14 protein-coding genes are annotated in these 15,107 nt (G+C 65.4%); 6 read left to right on the forward strand and 8 right to left on the reverse strand.

What is annotated here, in order from left to right; all coding sequences use genetic code 11:
* Positions 1 to 26 precede the first annotated feature (26 nt).
* From ribB to ASF14_RS12655, 4 genes are read right to left on the reverse strand one after another with little or no spacing between them, the layout of a single operon-like run.
* Complete coding sequence (gene ribB, locus ASF14_RS12640) at positions 27 to 1,151, reverse strand: 3,4-dihydroxy-2-butanone-4-phosphate synthase (protein ID WP_056435260.1); 1,125 nt, start codon at positions 1,149 to 1,151, stop codon at positions 27 to 29.
* Between the two features lie 4 nt (positions 1,152 to 1,155).
* Entirely contained in the window at positions 1,156 to 1,785 is a 630-nt protein-coding gene (locus tag ASF14_RS12645) for a flavin reductase family protein (protein WP_056435263.1), read from the reverse strand.
* Positions 1,786 to 1,799: 14 nt separating this feature from the next.
* A complete protein-coding gene (locus ASF14_RS12650) occupies positions 1,800 to 2,555 on the reverse strand; it encodes a maleate cis-trans isomerase family protein (RefSeq protein WP_056435265.1) in 756 nt (251 codons plus the stop codon).
* Between the two features lie 23 nt (positions 2,556 to 2,578).
* Positions 2,579 to 3,589, reverse strand: a complete 1,011-nt coding sequence (locus ASF14_RS12655; RefSeq protein WP_056435268.1) for a carbon-nitrogen hydrolase family protein — start codon at positions 3,587 to 3,589, stop codon at positions 2,579 to 2,581.
* Positions 3,590 to 3,701: 112 nt separating this feature from the next.
* Here ASF14_RS12655 and ASF14_RS12660 point away from each other — a divergent pair, with 112 nt between their 5' ends.
* On the forward strand, positions 3,702 to 4,829 hold the full coding sequence (locus ASF14_RS12660) for a cupin domain-containing protein (RefSeq protein WP_056435271.1): 1,128 nt from the start codon (positions 3,702 to 3,704) through the stop codon (positions 4,827 to 4,829).
* 26 nt (positions 4,830 to 4,855) lie between these two features.
* Positions 4,856 to 5,767 carry a fumarylacetoacetate hydrolase family protein gene (locus ASF14_RS12665; protein WP_056435274.1) on the forward strand — a complete coding sequence of 304 codons (912 nt, stop codon included), beginning with the start codon at positions 4,856 to 4,858 and terminating at the stop codon, positions 5,765 to 5,767.
* Positions 5,768 to 5,933: 166 nt separating this feature from the next.
* Here the strand turns inward: ASF14_RS12665 and ASF14_RS12670 are convergent, their stop codons facing one another.
* From ASF14_RS12670 to ASF14_RS12685, 4 genes are all read right to left on the reverse strand, one after another.
* Positions 5,934 to 6,341 (reverse strand): acyl-CoA thioesterase, encoded by a 408-nt coding sequence (locus tag ASF14_RS12670; protein ID WP_056435277.1) that lies wholly within the window; start codon positions 6,339 to 6,341, stop codon positions 5,934 to 5,936.
* Positions 6,338 to 6,826 carry a MarR family winged helix-turn-helix transcriptional regulator gene (locus ASF14_RS12675; RefSeq protein ID WP_236697052.1) on the reverse strand — a complete coding sequence of 163 codons (489 nt, stop codon included), beginning with the start codon at positions 6,824 to 6,826 and terminating at the stop codon, positions 6,338 to 6,340. Before ASF14_RS12675 ends, ASF14_RS12670 begins: the two co-directional genes overlap by 4 nt.
* Positions 6,827 to 6,849: 23 nt before the next feature.
* Positions 6,850 to 9,144, reverse strand: coding sequence for a bifunctional salicylyl-CoA 5-hydroxylase/oxidoreductase (locus ASF14_RS12680; protein WP_056435500.1), 2,295 nt, complete (start codon positions 9,142 to 9,144; stop codon positions 6,850 to 6,852).
* 67 nt (positions 9,145 to 9,211) lie between these two features.
* A complete protein-coding gene (locus ASF14_RS12685; protein WP_236697053.1) occupies positions 9,212 to 9,673 on the reverse strand; it encodes a MarR family winged helix-turn-helix transcriptional regulator in 462 nt (153 codons plus the stop codon).
* A gap of 134 nt (positions 9,674 to 9,807) precedes the next feature.
* Here ASF14_RS12685 and ASF14_RS12690 point away from each other — a divergent pair, with 134 nt between their 5' ends.
* The 4 genes from ASF14_RS12690 (at position 9,808) to ASF14_RS12705 (ending at position 15,107) form a co-directional block, all read left to right on the forward strand.
* Complete coding sequence (locus tag ASF14_RS12690; RefSeq protein WP_056435280.1) at positions 9,808 to 10,587, forward strand: cyclase family protein; 780 nt, start codon at positions 9,808 to 9,810, stop codon at positions 10,585 to 10,587.
* 3 nt (positions 10,588 to 10,590) lie between these two features.
* The gene (locus ASF14_RS12695; RefSeq protein WP_056435283.1) at positions 10,591 to 12,717 is read left to right on the forward strand and encodes an indolepyruvate ferredoxin oxidoreductase subunit alpha; all 2,127 of its coding nucleotides are present in this window, start codon (positions 10,591 to 10,593) and stop codon (positions 12,715 to 12,717) included.
* Positions 12,636 to 14,216 (forward strand): indolepyruvate oxidoreductase subunit beta family protein, encoded by a 1,581-nt coding sequence (locus tag ASF14_RS12700; RefSeq protein WP_082442245.1) that lies wholly within the window; start codon positions 12,636 to 12,638, stop codon positions 14,214 to 14,216. Before ASF14_RS12695 ends, ASF14_RS12700 begins: the two co-directional genes overlap by 82 nt.
* Positions 14,217 to 14,315: 99 nt before the next feature.
* Positions 14,316 to 15,107: an SDR family oxidoreductase gene (locus tag ASF14_RS12705; RefSeq protein WP_056435286.1), complete on the forward strand. Its 792-nt coding sequence runs from the start codon at positions 14,316 to 14,318 to the stop codon at positions 15,105 to 15,107.

Consider the following 15,107-nt stretch of genomic DNA (forward strand, 5'->3'; position numbering starts at 1 on the left):
CTAGCAAAGCCCGGATCGGCTGCGGATTAGCAGATCGCACGTTCGCCGACGATCTTAAGACCATAGCCCTCCAACGCGATCGGCGTGTGATGACTGTTGGTCAGCAGCACGATGTCCTCTACACCGAGTTCGGTGAGGATCATTGCGCCGACGCCGTAATCGCGCAGTTCTTCCATGTCGGGGATCGGCGCGCCGCTGCGTGCATGGATCGCCAGCGTCAGGCCGTCGGAGCGGGGCCGGTCGATCACGACGACGACCCCTGCCCCCTCCTCCGCGATGATCCGCATCGACTTGGCGAGCAGTCCGGCGCGCGATCCGGTTTCGCCGAACATGTCGGTAAAGGGCGACAGCGAGTGCATACGCACCAAAGTCGGTTTGTCGGGCTGAACCTGCCCCTTGACCAGTGCGACCTGTTCGCTGCCCGTCGCCTTGTTCCAGAAGGTCATGACCCGCCATGCGCCACCCCACTCGCTCTCGAACACCGTCTCCGCGCGTTTTTCGACAAGGTGATCGTGGCGGCGGCGATAGGCGATCAGGTCGCGGATCGTGCCGATCTTCAGGTTATGGAGCTGCGCGAAGGAGACGAGGTCGTCCATCCGCGCCATCGTCCCATCCTCGTTCATGATCTCGCAGATTACGCCCGAGGGGTTGAGCCCGGCGAGGCGGGAGACGTCGACCGCCGCCTCGGTATGGCCCGCCCGCACCAGCACGCCGCCTTCGCGCGCGATCAGCGGAAAGATATGGCCCGGCGTCACGATCGAGGCCGCGTCATGGTTCGCATCGATCGCCACCGCGATGGTCCGCGCGCGGTCGGCCGCAGAGATGCCGGTCGTGACGCCTTCGCGCGCTTCGATCGAGACGGTGAAGGCGGTTTCGTGGCGGGTGCCGTTGGTCTTGGTCATCGGGTCCAACCCAAGCTGCTCGACCCGCGCCCTGGTCATCGCCAGGCAGACCAGCCCGCGTCCGTGCCGCGCCATGAAGTTGATCGCGTCGGGGGTCGCCATCTGCGCCGGGATGACCAGATCGCCCTCATTCTCGCGATCCTCGTCATCGACCAGGATGAACATACGGCCGTTGCGGGCCTCGCCGATGATTTCCTGCGGGGTGGAGAGAAAGGCGTGGCGGACGGGCGCCAGTTCACATGTTTCCATGGACCTACTCCTTGACCAAAATGGGAAGCGCGGGGCGAAGCATCTCGAACTTGTCGCTTTGACGGCCATACCAACCCGCCCCGTGCAGCCGGGATATCAGGTTCATCGCGCTGATATCGAAGTGCAACCGCGTGGCATCGGTCACGAAGGCGTCGGCGATATGGGCATGGACGATCTCGGCCAGCACTGCGATCTGATTGGGGCCGGTTTCGATGATGTGCCGCGCCCGACATTCGAAGCCGACCGGCGCGCTGGCGATGCGGGGGGCCGCGACGGCGACGCCCGGCACCATGTCCAGGCCGACCAGCGCGCCCTCATCGACGCCCGCCGGATGGTCGATGCTGGTGTGGTTCATGCGTTCGGCATGGGCTTCGTCGACCAGATGGACGATGAAATTGCCCGTCTCACGGATATTCGCGGCGGTGTCCTTCGTGCCCTTGATGGGATGCGCGACCAAGCCCAGCACGATCATCGGCGGGTCGTTCCCGATGGCGTTGAAGAAGCTGTAGGGCGCGAGGTTGGGCACGCCCCCGGCCGACACGCTGGACACCCAGGCGATCGGCCGGGGCGTGATGCAGGCCCCGATGATCTTGTACCGGCTGGCGGCATCCAGCGTCCGCATGTCGACCTGCATCGCGGCCGCTCCCCTCAGTACCGGCCGCTGAGCAGCGCACCGGCATCGGGCACGCGCCGCTCCAGCCCCAGCCGGTCGAGCATCTGGTGCGTGGTGCACACCGCCGCCGAGACGACCGGAATGCCGATCGCATCCTCCAGCCGCTGGACGATCGGCAGCGAAGGCATCTGCACACAGGCGGAGGCGACGAAGGCATCGACGCCGGTGCGGTCGACGCGCTTGTAGATTTCCAGCAGCCGCTCGGGATCGTGCCGCCCGACCTCCAGATTGTCGGGGATTTCCAGCGCGGTGAAGTCGTGGACGGTGATCCCCTCATGCTCGATATAATCGACCACCAGCTGGGTCAGCGGCTTCATATAGGGGCAGATGACCGAGATTTTCTTGGCGCCCATCCGCTTCAGCCCGTCGACCAGCGCGCCCGCGCTCGTCACGACGGGTGCGGCGGCGTGGTTTTCGACGGTGCGGGCATGGAGCCGCGCTTCGGACTCGCGGTGATAGCCCTTGCCCATGCTCATGATCGCGACGAGGCAGGCATAGCCCAGCACATCGACCCGCGCGTCGGACAGCTCGGTGGCGCAGCGATCGCTGTCGCGGTCCATCGCCTCCAGCTCTTCCTTGACCACCTTCTTCATCCGCATCCGGCTGGAGTGAAAGGTGAAGCGCTCGGGCAAAATCCCCTCGCGCGCACGGAGCATGGCGGGGATTTCGGTTTCCATGGTGGTGTTGGACGACGGCACGATCTGGCCGATGCGATAGCTGTGGGCGGTCATGGTGATCCTCTCGAGGTTTTTGTTCAGGATTGGACGTCGGCGCTCGGTTCGGGCTCGGCGGCGGGCGCGGGGCCGGTGTCGATCCGCACCGGCTGTTGCGGCACGGCGTTCACGCGCAGGTCGAACACATCGAAGCGGTTATAATGACCGATGATGTCGTGCATCTGCTTGGGCTGGATGCAGCGTGACAGGTCGATCTCGCCATAGACGATGCCTTCCTCGTCGATCAGCGGCTGGCCGACGACGCGCCCATCGGGACCGAGGATGCCGGAAAAGGCACTGTTCTTGCGCTCCAGCCGCGCGCGCGCGTCGGGGACCAACGTCTCCATCGCCGCGATGATCTCCTCCGACACGGTCGAGCAGGAGACGATGGTGAACAGCTTGCCCTCGAAACAATGCGCGGCGGCGCGCACCTTGATCGCCTCGGCCATATCGTAATCGGCGGGTGCAACGGGCAGCGCGATATAGCTGGCGACATGGATCAGTTCGCCCTGCGCCAGCAGGCTGAACCGCGCGAGCGTGTTGGTGTTCTCGCCGCACGCCAGGCCACCCAGCGGCCCGATCGCGGTGTCATAGACCTTCAGCGTCGACCCGTCGCCATGCGCCCAGGTCAGCTTCTCCGCCCAGGTCGGCACCAGTTTGCGATGCTTGCCCAGGATCGTGCCGTCGGGGCCGATAAAGACCAGCGTGTTGTAGAGCGTGCCAAGCGACACCGGGCTGCGTTCATTGACTCCGATGACGACATGCACCCCCGCCTCGCGCGCGGCGGTGCAGATCCGGTCGATCTCCGGCCCCGGTATCAGGATCGAGGCACGGGCCAACTTTTCGAACCACGGGCTGCCCGACACCGGATCGGCGATCCAACTCCAATAGGGATAGCCCGCGACGAACACTTCTGGAAAGGCGACCAGTTCGGCGCCATTCGACGCTGCCTCGCGAATCAGGCTGGCGGCCTTGTCCACCGTCGCGGCGGGATCGAGGAAAACGGGGGCGGTCTGGACCGCGGCGGCCTTGAAACGGGGCAGGTTCAGCATGGTGCTCCCTCACGGCATTCATTGCATTTGCAAGTTTTCTCTAACCCCGATTGACAGGGATTGGCAAGATATTTTAAGCCTGAACTAATTCGACGCGACAAGGAGATCGAACATGTCGACGGAGAGCTTTGACGCCTATCGTGAGGATGTCGCCGGGCGGGCCAATGTCAGCGACACGGCCGAGCTGGTGGACTTCTACCGTGATCTCGAAGACCAGCACGCGGGCGCATTGTGGACGGTCGCCAACAAGATCGAACCCTGGGAGCCCAAGTCGCAGTCGGTGCCGGTCGTCTGGCACTATGACCGCCTGCGCGACCATGTGCTGCGCGCGCTCGATCTCGTCAGCCCGGAAAAGGCCGGGCGCCGCGTCGTCTATCTCGCCAATCCGGGACGTCGCGACGTGTCGGCGGCGGTCGGCTGGCTCTACACCGGCCTTCAGGTGATGGGTCCGGGCGAGGTCGCCTCGGCGCATCGCCACTCCGCATCGGCATTGCGCTTCATCATGGAGGGGTCGGGCGCGTTCACGAACGTCGATGGGCACAAGATGACGCTGGGCCGCAACGACTTCGTGCTGACGCCCAACGGCACCTGGCATGAGCATGGCGTGGCGGAGGACGGCTCGGTCTGTATCTGGCAGGACGGGCTGGACATCCCGCTGATGAACGCGCTGGAGGCCAATTTCTATGAAGTCCATCCCGATCTCAACCAGGCGGTCGGCTATGCGGTCGACGACTCCACCGCGACCTGGGGCAATGCCGCGCTGCTGCCCGCGGGCGAAAGCTGGTCGAAGCGCTACTCGCCGCTACTCAAATACGAGTGGGAGCCGACCTATGAGGCGCTGCTCCGCTATGCCCGCGCCAGCGACGGGTCGCCCTTCGACGGTATCCACATGAACTATGTGAACCCGTTCAACGGCGGCCCGCCCATGTCGACCATCGGCGCGTCGATGCAGCTTCTCCGCCCCGGCGAGCATACCAAGGCGCATCGCGAGGTCGGCAGCTTCGTCTATCAATGCGCCAAGGGCTCGGGCCACTCGATCATCGGCGGCAAGCGCTTCGACTGGAAGGAGCGCGACATCTTCGTCGTGCCATCCTGGATGTGGCACGAGCATGTCAACGGATCGGCCAGCGACGACGCCTGCCTGTTCTCGTTCCACGACCTGCCCGCGATGCGCGCGCTCAATCTCTATCGATCGGAAGCCTTTGCCGACAATGGCGGGCACCAGCCGGTCCTGTCCTGATCCCCCTATTTTCTGAAAGGAATGCCATGCGTCTCGTTACCTATCGTGTCGATGTCGAAGCCGAAGGCCGCTTGGGCGTTCTGGTCGATGGCCTGGTCATCGACGTCGCCAAGCTTGGCACGCGCGCCGGTGTGCCACTGCCGTCGCGGATGCTCGACTTCATCGATCTGGGGCCGGTCGCGGTCGCGGAGCTGAAGCTGCTGCTCGACGAGGCCAAAGGCCGTTGGCCGGTCGATGGCGCGCGTCCTCTCGCCAGCGTGAAATTACTCGCGCCGATCCCGCGCCCGCGCAAGAACGTCTTCGGCATCGGCCTCAATTATATCGATCACGTCGCCGAGAGCGCCGCCGCGCTCGATACCTCGGCCGATCTCCCAAAGAAGCCGGTGATCTTCTCCAAGCCGCCGACCAGCGTCATCGCGCCGGGCGAGCCGATCGTCCACCGTGCCGACATCACCCAGCAGCTGGACTGGGAGATCGAACTGGGCGCGATCATCGGCACCACGGCGCAGCGCGTGTCGCGCGAGGACGCGTTGAAGCATGTCTTCGGCTACACCACACTCATCGACATGAGCGCGCGCGACTGTCGCCGGGCGGGCCAGTGGATTTATTCCAAGGGGCAGGACAGCTATTGCCCGATGGGCCCGTGCATCGTCACCGCCGACGAGATCCCCGATCCCCAGACGCTGGACCTATGGCTGACGGTCAACGGCGTCGAGAAGCAGCGCAACAACACCAGCCACATGCTGTTCAAGGTCGATGAGCTGATCGCCGATATCAGCCAGGGCATCACGCTGGAGCCCGGCGACATCATCGCGACGGGCACCCCCGAAGGCGTCGGCGCAGGCCGGACCCCGCAGGAATGGGTGTGGCCGGGCGATGTGATCGAAGGCGAAGTGGTCGGCATCGGCAAGCTGCGCCATTCCATCGTCGCAGGGTAAAGCCCGCCCCTTAGCGGTATAAAGACCGCCCCCGATCATCGAGATCGGGGGCGGTTTTGTTTTTATCGCGGTTATCCCTCTCCTCTGGAAAAGAGGGGCCGAGACGCAAAAAAAACGGCGCGCAGGCCGGGGACCCGTGCGCCGTCGATCAGTCCGGTGCGAAAGGTCAGGCCGCGACGCTTAGCGCCTTCGGCCGCATGTCGGCGGGCCATTCGGCCGAGCGGCCTTCCTTCAGGTTCATGCAGACCAGCACCACGGTCGCGCGGAAGCGCAGTTCGCCGCCGCATTCCACCTGCACCGACATCTCCGCCGAGCTGCGCCCGACCCGTAGCGGCGCGACCAGGAAGTCGAGCATGTCGCCCAACCGGCTGGGCGTGGCGAAGTCGGCCTCCAGCCGGACGGTGGGTACACCCAGCCCGCGGTCGCCATGCATCTCGGCGAAATCGACGCCGACCGCATGGGCGAAATAATCCTCGATCGCGGCATTCAGCATCTCGAAATAGCGCGGATAGAAGACGATGCCCGCGCCATCGACATGGGCGAAGCGGACCTGTTGGGTCGAACGGAATGTCATTCGCTTTCCTCTCCTTCAGACCCCAGCGACTGTTTCAGAATCGCCAGAAGGTCATAGAGTTCGGCCATCTGCGCATCCGGCACGTGGTCGAACATCGCCGCGATCCAGCCATGATGCGCGGCGGCCAGTTCCTCGAAATGCGCCCGCCCCTGCGGCGTCAGCGCCACGATATAGCGGCGCCGATCCTCCGGCGCGGGCTGGCTGGAGACATAGCCGTCGGCCTCCAGCTGGCGGACCAAAGCGGTTACGTTGCCGTTGGACACCAGCAGCGAGCGGGACAGTTCGCCCATGGTGATGCCCTCATGGTGCCGCTCCAGCGCCGCCAGCACGTCGAAGCGCGGCAGGGTCGTGTCGAACTGCTCGATGAAGCGGCGACGCAGCCGCTTCTCGATCGTCATCGAACAGCTCAGCAGGCGCAGCAGGACCTTGATGTCCATCCGCCCGCCCAAGGCCCCGTCATGCTTTTCGCGAATGCGGTCCGTCAAAATCAAGCTCTCCATGCGCGTCGTCACGCCGTCTCGGACTGGCGTTGGACGTTGCGCATAAGCTGTGCCTGGCCAAGGGCATAGGCCGAAGATACCGGCATCTTGTGCCCGGCTGCCGCCGCCGCATGGAGCGTCCAGTTGGGATCGGCCAGATGCGGGCGGCCCAGCGCCACCAGATCGGCACGCCCCGCCGCCAATATGCCATTGACGTGATCCGCCTCATAAATGTTGCCGACCGCCATGGTCGGGCAGTCCAGCTCGTTGCGGATACGGTCGGAGAAGGGCGTCTGGAACATGCGACCATAAACGGGACGCGCATCGGGCACGGTCTCACCGGCCGACACGTCGATCAGGTCGGCGCCGGCTTCGCGCAAGGCGGCGGCGATCTCGACAGCCTCGGCCGGGGTCACACCCGCCTCGCCCGCCCAGTCATGGGCGGAGATACGCACCGCCAGCGGCCGATCCTTGCCCCAGACCGCCCGCACCGCGCGTACCACCTCCAGCGGGAAGCGCAGCCGGTTTTCCAGGCTGCCGCCATAGTCGTCGGTGCGCTCGTTCATCAGGGGGGTGATGAACGACGACAACAGGAAGCCATGTCCGGCCTGAATCTCGATCATGTCGAACCCGGCCTCGGCGGCGCGGGCGGCGGCGGCGACGAAATTCTCGCGCACCCGGTCCATGTCGGCGCGGGTCATCGCGGAGGGGCGCTGGCTTTCGGGCAGGTAGGGCTTGTCCGACGCGGCGAGCAAAGGCCACCCGCCTTCGGGCAGCGGGCGGTCGGGCTGGACCGATCCTGGCAGCGTCGCGCCGCGCGGCCCCGCATGGCCGAGTTGGATGCACAATTTTCCCGAGCCTTGCGCATGCGCAAAGTCGGTGATCCGTCGCCACGCGGCCGTCTGCTCGTCATTCCACAGGCCGGGACAAGACGGCGTGATCCGCCCCTCCGGCGACACGGCTGTCATCTCGGTCACGATCAGCCCCGCCCCGCCCATGGCGCGCGCGCCGTAATGGACCAGATGGAAGTCGCCCGGCACTCCGTCCGCCCCGGCGGCATAGGTCAGCACCGGCGACACGACGACGCGGTTGGGCAAAGTCAGCTCACGCAGGCGATAGGGCGCGAACATCGGCGGCACCGCCTCGTTCCCCCCGGCGCGCGCGGCAAACCATTGTTCGATACCGTTCAGCCAATTCGGATCGCGCAGGCGCAGATTTTCGTGGCTGACCCGTTGCGACCGGGTGAGCAGCGAATAGGCGAACTGCTTCGGGTCGAAGTCGAGATAACGGTCGAGCGTCTCGAACCATTCGGTCGAGTTGCGCGCCGAATTCTGGATCTTCAGCACCTCGACATGGCGTTCGTTGCGATATTCCGCCAGCGCGGCGGCCATGCCCGCGCGGTCCTGTGCGATGTGGGGCCGGCTCATCACCTCGGCCAGCTTGATCGCATCCTCCAGCGCCAGCTTGGTGCCCGAGCCGATCGAGAAATGCGCGGTGTGCGCGGCGTCGCCCAGCAGCACGACATTGTCGAACGACCACTGCCCACACAGGATGCGCCGAAAATTGATCCACGCGCCCGACCCGCGCTGATGCGCCGCATTGGTCAGCAGCGGCTCGCCGTTCAAATGCCGGGCGAAGATGCGCTCGCACGCGGCGATCGCATCGGCCTGCTCCATCGTGTCGAAGCCCAGGCCGCGCCACGTCGCTTCCGAACATTCGACGATGAAGGTCGAACGCGTCTCGTCGAAGCGATAGGCATGCGCCCAGATCCAACCCGCCTCGGTCTTTTCGAAGATGAAGGCGAAGGCGTCGAACAGGCGCGGCGTGCCCAGCCAGATGAACTTGTTGGCGCGGGTGTCGATATCGACGTCGAAGCGATCCTCGTTGGCCGTTCGGACCCGGCTGTTGATGCCGTCAGCCGCGACGATCAGGTCGTAATCGGCCCATTTCGTCAGGTCGGCGTCAAAGTCCGTCTCGAACTGCAACCGCACGCCCAGTTCGCGCGCCCGGTCCTGCAGGATGTTGAGCAGCCGCTTGCGACCGATGCCGATGAAGCCGTGTCCGCCGGACCGCTCGACATGGTCGCCGACGACCACCTCGATATCGTCCCAATGCGCGAATTCCGACTCGATCGTCGCGGCGCTGACCGGATCGTTGGCACGCAAATTGGTCAGCGTCTGGTCCGAAAACACCACGCCCCAGCCGAACGTGTCCCCGGCCTTGTTCCGCTCAACGACCAGCACGTCATGCGATGGGTCTCGCAGCTTCATCGAGATCGCGAAGTAGAGCCCGGCAGGCCCGCCACCCAGACAAACGACACGCATCGGCATCTCCTCTATTTGTTTTAGACTTAAAATATATGAACCCGCCGATCAAGGGGGTTTCGGGCAATCAGCCTTCCAGATTGCGGTACACGCGGTCGAGCAGGCTCAGCAGCCTGTCAAAATCCCGCGCGGAAAGTCCTGTAATCACCTGCTGATAGACGGGCGACGTGGCCTTCCGGGCTTCAGCCAGTTTTGATTCGCCGGTGGCGGTCAGCGCGACCATGGTGACGCGCGCATCCTCTTCGCTGGCGGTCAGCGTGACCAGATCGGCGGCAGCCATGCGCTGGACGATGCGGGTCATGGTGGACAGCGGAATCACCGCCGCTTCGGCGATGTCGCGTACCCCGCGCGGGGCCTGTTCGCCCAGGATCATCAGAACGCGCCAATTGGGAATGTCGAGGCCAATGGCGCGAAGGCGCGGCTCGATCGTCGCATTGTAGCGACTCGCCAGACGGTTGATCAGGAAGAAGGGGTAACGCTCCACCTGGAACGCCGTCGTTCCGGGATCGCCCTGCGTACGATGGTCCAATCCGATAGCTCCCAATTCCACAGGGCCTTAACCCCTGCCCCAGTCCGTCGCAACCGGCACCAAAAGAATTTAGTTGCACATGCACGTTTTATTCGGCAGCTTTCGGTCAAGAAATTCGAAATCGGAGAGCGACTATGGCCGAATCCGCCTTGTCTCGTTTCGCGGCCGCCCTGATCGGCGGGTCGATCGAGATCGTCGACCTGACGCAGGAACTGTCGGAAGACACGCCGGTCCTGATCCTGCCCGAACCCTTCGGACAGACCGCCCCGTTCAGCCGCCAGGAAATCTCGCGTTATGACGACCGCGGCATCGCCTGGGCGTGGAGCAATTTCACCACTGGCGAGCATACCGGCACGCATTTCGACGCACCGCTCCATTGGGTGACGGGCAAGGACCTGCCCAACAACAGCGTCGACACCATCGACCCCGCGCATTTCGTCCGCCCGGCGGTCGTGATCGACGCCTCGACCGAAAGCGCAGCGAACCCCGACTTCCTGCTGTCCGTCGACTTCATCACGCGCTGGGAAGCCACGCACGGCCGCATTCCATCAAAGAGCTGGGTCTTGCTGCGCACCGACTGGTCGAAGCGCGAGAGCGATGCCTATACCAACCGGCGCGAGGATGGCCCGCACACCCCCGGCCCCGACCCGGACGCGGTCCGCTTCCTGATAGAGCAGCGCGACGTGATCGGCTTCGGCGTCGAGACGATTGGCACCGATGCTGGCCAGGCGCATGGGATGACGCCCCCCTACCCCGCACACACCCTGCTGCACGGTGCGGGGCGTTACGGCCTGCAATGCCTCGCCAATCTCGATCGGCTGCCGCCGACCGGCGCGGTCATCGTCGCCGCGCCGCTGAAAATCCGTGGCGGCTCGGGCAGTCCGCTGCGCGTCCTTGGGCTGGTGGAGCGCTGAGCCATGGCCGAACGCTCGTTCAAAAAGGAAGTCGAAAAGCTCCGCCTCGGCGCGGGTGACGTCTTCGAGGGCGAAGGCATCCTCGCCGTCACCAAGGCGCTGCTCCAGGCCGGGGTCGCCTATGTCGGTGGCTATCAGGGATCGCCGATCAGCCATTTGATGGACGTCTTTGCCGACGCCGACCCCCTGTTGCGCGAACTGGGCGTGCATTTCGAATCCAACGCCAATGAGGCGGCGGCGGGTGCGATGCTGGCGGCGTCGGTCAACTATCCGTTGCGCGGTGCCGTCGCTTGGAAGTCGGTGGTCGGTACCAACGTCGCCTCCGACGCTTTGTCCAACCTCGCCAGCGGCGGCGTGACCGGCGGCGCGTTGGTCATCGTCGGCGAGGATTATGGCGAAGGCTCCTCGATCATGCAGGAGCGCACCCACGCCTTTGCGATGAAGAGCCAGATGTGGCTGCTCGACCCGCGCCCCAATCTGCCAACCATCGTAGGCATGGTGGAGAAAGGCTTCGAACTGTCCGAGGCGTCGAATACCCCCGTCATGATCGAGATGCGGGTGCGCAGCTGCCACATGACAGGCAGCTTCGTCGCCAGCGACAATCGCCGCCCGACGATGACGGTCGGACAGGCCGCCGCCAACCCGCGCCGCGCGCTCGACCGCATCGTCCTGCCGCCCGCCATCTTCCAGCACGAGATCGAGAAGATCGAGCTGCGCTGGCCCGCCGCGCAGAAATTCGTTCGCGAACAGCGGCTGAACGAATGGTTCGGGCCGGAGCGCGACGATATCGGCATCATCGTGCAGGGCGGGCTCTACAACACGCTCAACCGCGCATTGGAGCTGGCTGGCCTCTCCGACACGTTCGGCGCGACGCGTATCCCCATCTATTGCCTCAACGTCGTCTATCCGCTGATCCCTGAAGAGGTTGTCGCCTTCTGCGCAGGGAAACGCGCGGTGCTGGTGCTGGAAGAAGGCCAGCCCGAGTTCATCGAGCATGAGTTGAGCACCCTGCTGCGCCGCGCCGATATCCAGACGAAGCTGGTCGGCAAGGACGTGATGCCGCGTGCGGGCGAATATTCGGGACAGGTGATCGGCGACGGCCTCGCCAAGTTCCTGCGCGACCACGCCCCCGAGCGCGCGCCCGAACCCCGCGCCATCGTGCCCGTTCCCGCCGATGTCGCCGCCACCGTGCCGCAACGCCCCGCGGGATTCTGCACCGGCTGTCCCGAACGCCCGATCTTCGCCGCGATGAAGCTGGTCCAGCGCGAACTGGGCGAGATGCACGTCTCGGCCGATATCGGCTGCCACCTCTTCTCGATCCTGCCGCCGTTCAACATCGGCAACACGACGATGGGTTACGGCCTCGGCGCGGCGGCGGCCTCCGCCTTCAAGCCGGAGGGCAAGCGTGCACTGGCGGTGATGGGCGATGGCGGCTTTTGGCACAACGGTTTGACCTCCGGCATAGGCAATGCCGTCTTCAACCAGGACGAGACCGTTACCGTCATCGTCGACAATGGCTATTCGGCGGCGACCGGCGGCCAGGACGTGCTGTCCTCGCGCGCGAAGAACGACACGCGCATCACCAACCACCCCATCGAGAAAGCGGTGCGCGGCATGGGCGTGAAGTGGGCGCGCACGCTGACCCGCACCTATGACGTGGCAAAGATGCGCGACCTGATCCGCGAGGCGATGACCAGCCCGGAAAAGGGCCCGAAGGTCATCATCGCCCAGTCGGAATGCATGTTGAATAAACAGCGTCGCGAAAAACCGCTGCTGGCCAGGGCCGCCAAGGAAGGCCAGCGCGTGGTGCGCGAGCGCTTCGGCGTCGATCCCGACACCTGCACCGGCGACCATGCCTGTATCCGCCTGTCGGGCTGCCCCTCGCTCAGCATTCGCGACAATCCCGATCCCCTGCGCAAGCATCCCGTCACCCATATCGACAATAGTTGCGTCGGCTGCGGCAATTGCGGCGAGGTCGCCCATGCCGCCGTACTCTGCCCCTCCTTCTGGAAGGCGAGCATCGTCACCAATCCGGGCCGCTGGGAGACATGGCGTCACCGCCTGAGCCAGCGCGTCATCGGCTGGCTGCAACAGCGCCATGGCCGCCACCTTGCCGCGAGGGCTTTCTGAGGGAACTGGTTCTTCCCGATCGCGACCGCATCACCATCGCCATATTGGCGCTGGGCGGCGAAGGCGGCGGCGTGCTGGCCGAATGGGTGCAGCATATCGCGCGCGCCAATGGCTATGTCGCGCAAGGGACGTCAGTGCCCGGCGTCGCGCAGCGCACCGGATCGACGGTCTATTATATCGAACTGGTCCGTACCCGCCCCAGCGGCGGCAATCGCCCCGATCCTGTTCTGGCGATGATGCCGGTACCGGGCGACGTCGATATCGTCATCGCGTCCGAACTGATGGAGGCGGGCCGCGCCATCCTGCGCGGCTTCGTGACCGAGGATCGCACCACGCTGATCGGCTCGACTCACCGCGTCTATGCCATTTCCGAAAAGGCGGCGCTCGGCGACGGCACCGGCGCCAGCGAGCGCATCCTGGCCGCCGCCGAGCGTCGGTCGCGGCGTTTCATCGGCTTCGACATGGCCGCTGCTGCGTCCAAGTCGGGCAGCGTCATCAGCTCGATCATGCTGGGCGCGCTGGCGGGCAGCGAGGCCCTGCCCTTCCCGCGCGAGGCGTTCGAGGATGCGATCCGTCACGGTGGCAAGGCGATCGAGACCAATTTGAAGGGCTTCGGTCTGGGCTTCGAATCGGCGCAGAAGGGCGAGGCGGCGAAGGACGCCGCCCCCGCCGGGCCGCCAGTGCCGACCACCGCCGCCGGTCGCGCGCTGGCGGCGCGGATCGCGAACACCCTGCCCGCTCCCGCCCAGGCCACGGCGACCGAAGGCGTGCGCAAGCTGATGGATTATCAGGACGCCGATTATGCGAGCGACTATCTCGACCGGCTGGCGGCGTTCGTGCCGCTCGACGAACCGGACGGCGCGCTCACCGAGGTTGCGGCGCGGCATCTGGCGCTCTGGATGGCCTATGAAGACACGATCCGTGTCGCCGATCTGAAGGTCCGCGCCAGCCGCAGCGAGCGCGTCACGCGCGAAGTGCGCGCCAAGGACGACCAGCTGCTCAGCGTCACCGAATATATGCATCCGCGTTTGCAGGAGGTGTGCGAGACGCTGCCCGCTGGCCTCGGCCGGTTCATCCTGCACCGCGACGGGCTGCGGCAGAGGCTGGAGCCGTTTTTCACCAAGGGCCGCCATGTGCGGACGACGGGGCTGCGCTGGTTCCTGATGCTGCGGCTACTGGCGGGGATGCGCGGCATGCGCCGCCGGACCTTGCGCTATATCGAGGAACAGGAGCGGATCGGCGCCTGGCTCGACCTAGCCCTGCAGGCCGCGCGCACCGATCGCGCCGCCGCCATCGAAGTCCTGCGCTGCCAGAACCTCATCAAGGGCTATTCGGACACGTTCGAGCGGGGCCTGGCACATTTCCAGATGGTGATGGACGCCGTCCCGGCCGCGCTACAGGGGCCGAATGCAGCGGCGCGGATCGCAGCGCTGCATGACGCGGCGCTGTCTGACGAAAAGGGCGAGGCGCTGGGCTGCGCATTGGCGGCGACCGGATAATCCAGCAGCCAGCGAACAGGCCCGGCACTGGCTGCATAACGCAGGGCCGCTGCCGGGTCATAGACTGCCACGATAGATTGCTGGGAAGAGGATAACCGCATGGCCATGCTGGACGGAAAGGTCGCAATCGTCACCGGGGGCGGCGCATCGATCGGCGGTGCGATCACGCGTAAGTTGCATGCCGAGGGTGCGAAGGTCGTGATCGCCGCGCGCAACCAGGATCAGGGCGCGAAACTTGCCGAGGAACTGGGCGACGCCGCGCTGTTCGTCGCGACCGACATCACCGACGATGCCGCCATCGCGCATCTGGTCGATGCCACGATCGCGACGTTCGGGCGAATCGACATATTGGTCAACAATGCCTGCTCCTATGGCGATGACGGACCCGCCACCCCGCGCGAAACCTGGCTCCAGACGTTGAACGTCAATGCGGTGTCGGCGGCGATCCTGGGCGAAGCGGTCCGTCCGCATCTCACCCAGTCGCGCGGTAACATCGTCAATATCGGCTCGGTCTCGGGCAAGTTCGCGCATATCGGCCGCTGGGCCTATCCGGTATCGAAGGCGACGCTGGCGCACCTCACCCGCTCGCAGGCGATGGACTATGCCGCCCAGGGCATCCGGGTGAACATGGTCACGCTGGGCCATATCTGGTCCGACCCGTTCGACGGCCTGACCGCCGGCGACCGCGATCATGCCGACAAGGTGGCGAGCGATCTGAACCTGATCGGGCGCGTTGCCGATGCCAGCGAGGTCGCGCAAGTCGTCGCCTTCGTCGCCTCTGACGCGGCATCCTATATGACCGGCAGCGAGACGTCGGTCGATGGCGGCTACGGGATGCTCGGGCCGGAGCGGCGGGTGCCGTTGATGCCACTGCTCGCCGCGCACGGCTGA

This window comes from Sphingomonas sp. Leaf257, assembly GCF_001422185.1.
In the GTDB taxonomy this organism is placed as follows: Bacteria; Pseudomonadota; Alphaproteobacteria; order Sphingomonadales; family Sphingomonadaceae; genus Sphingomonas; species Sphingomonas yabuuchiae.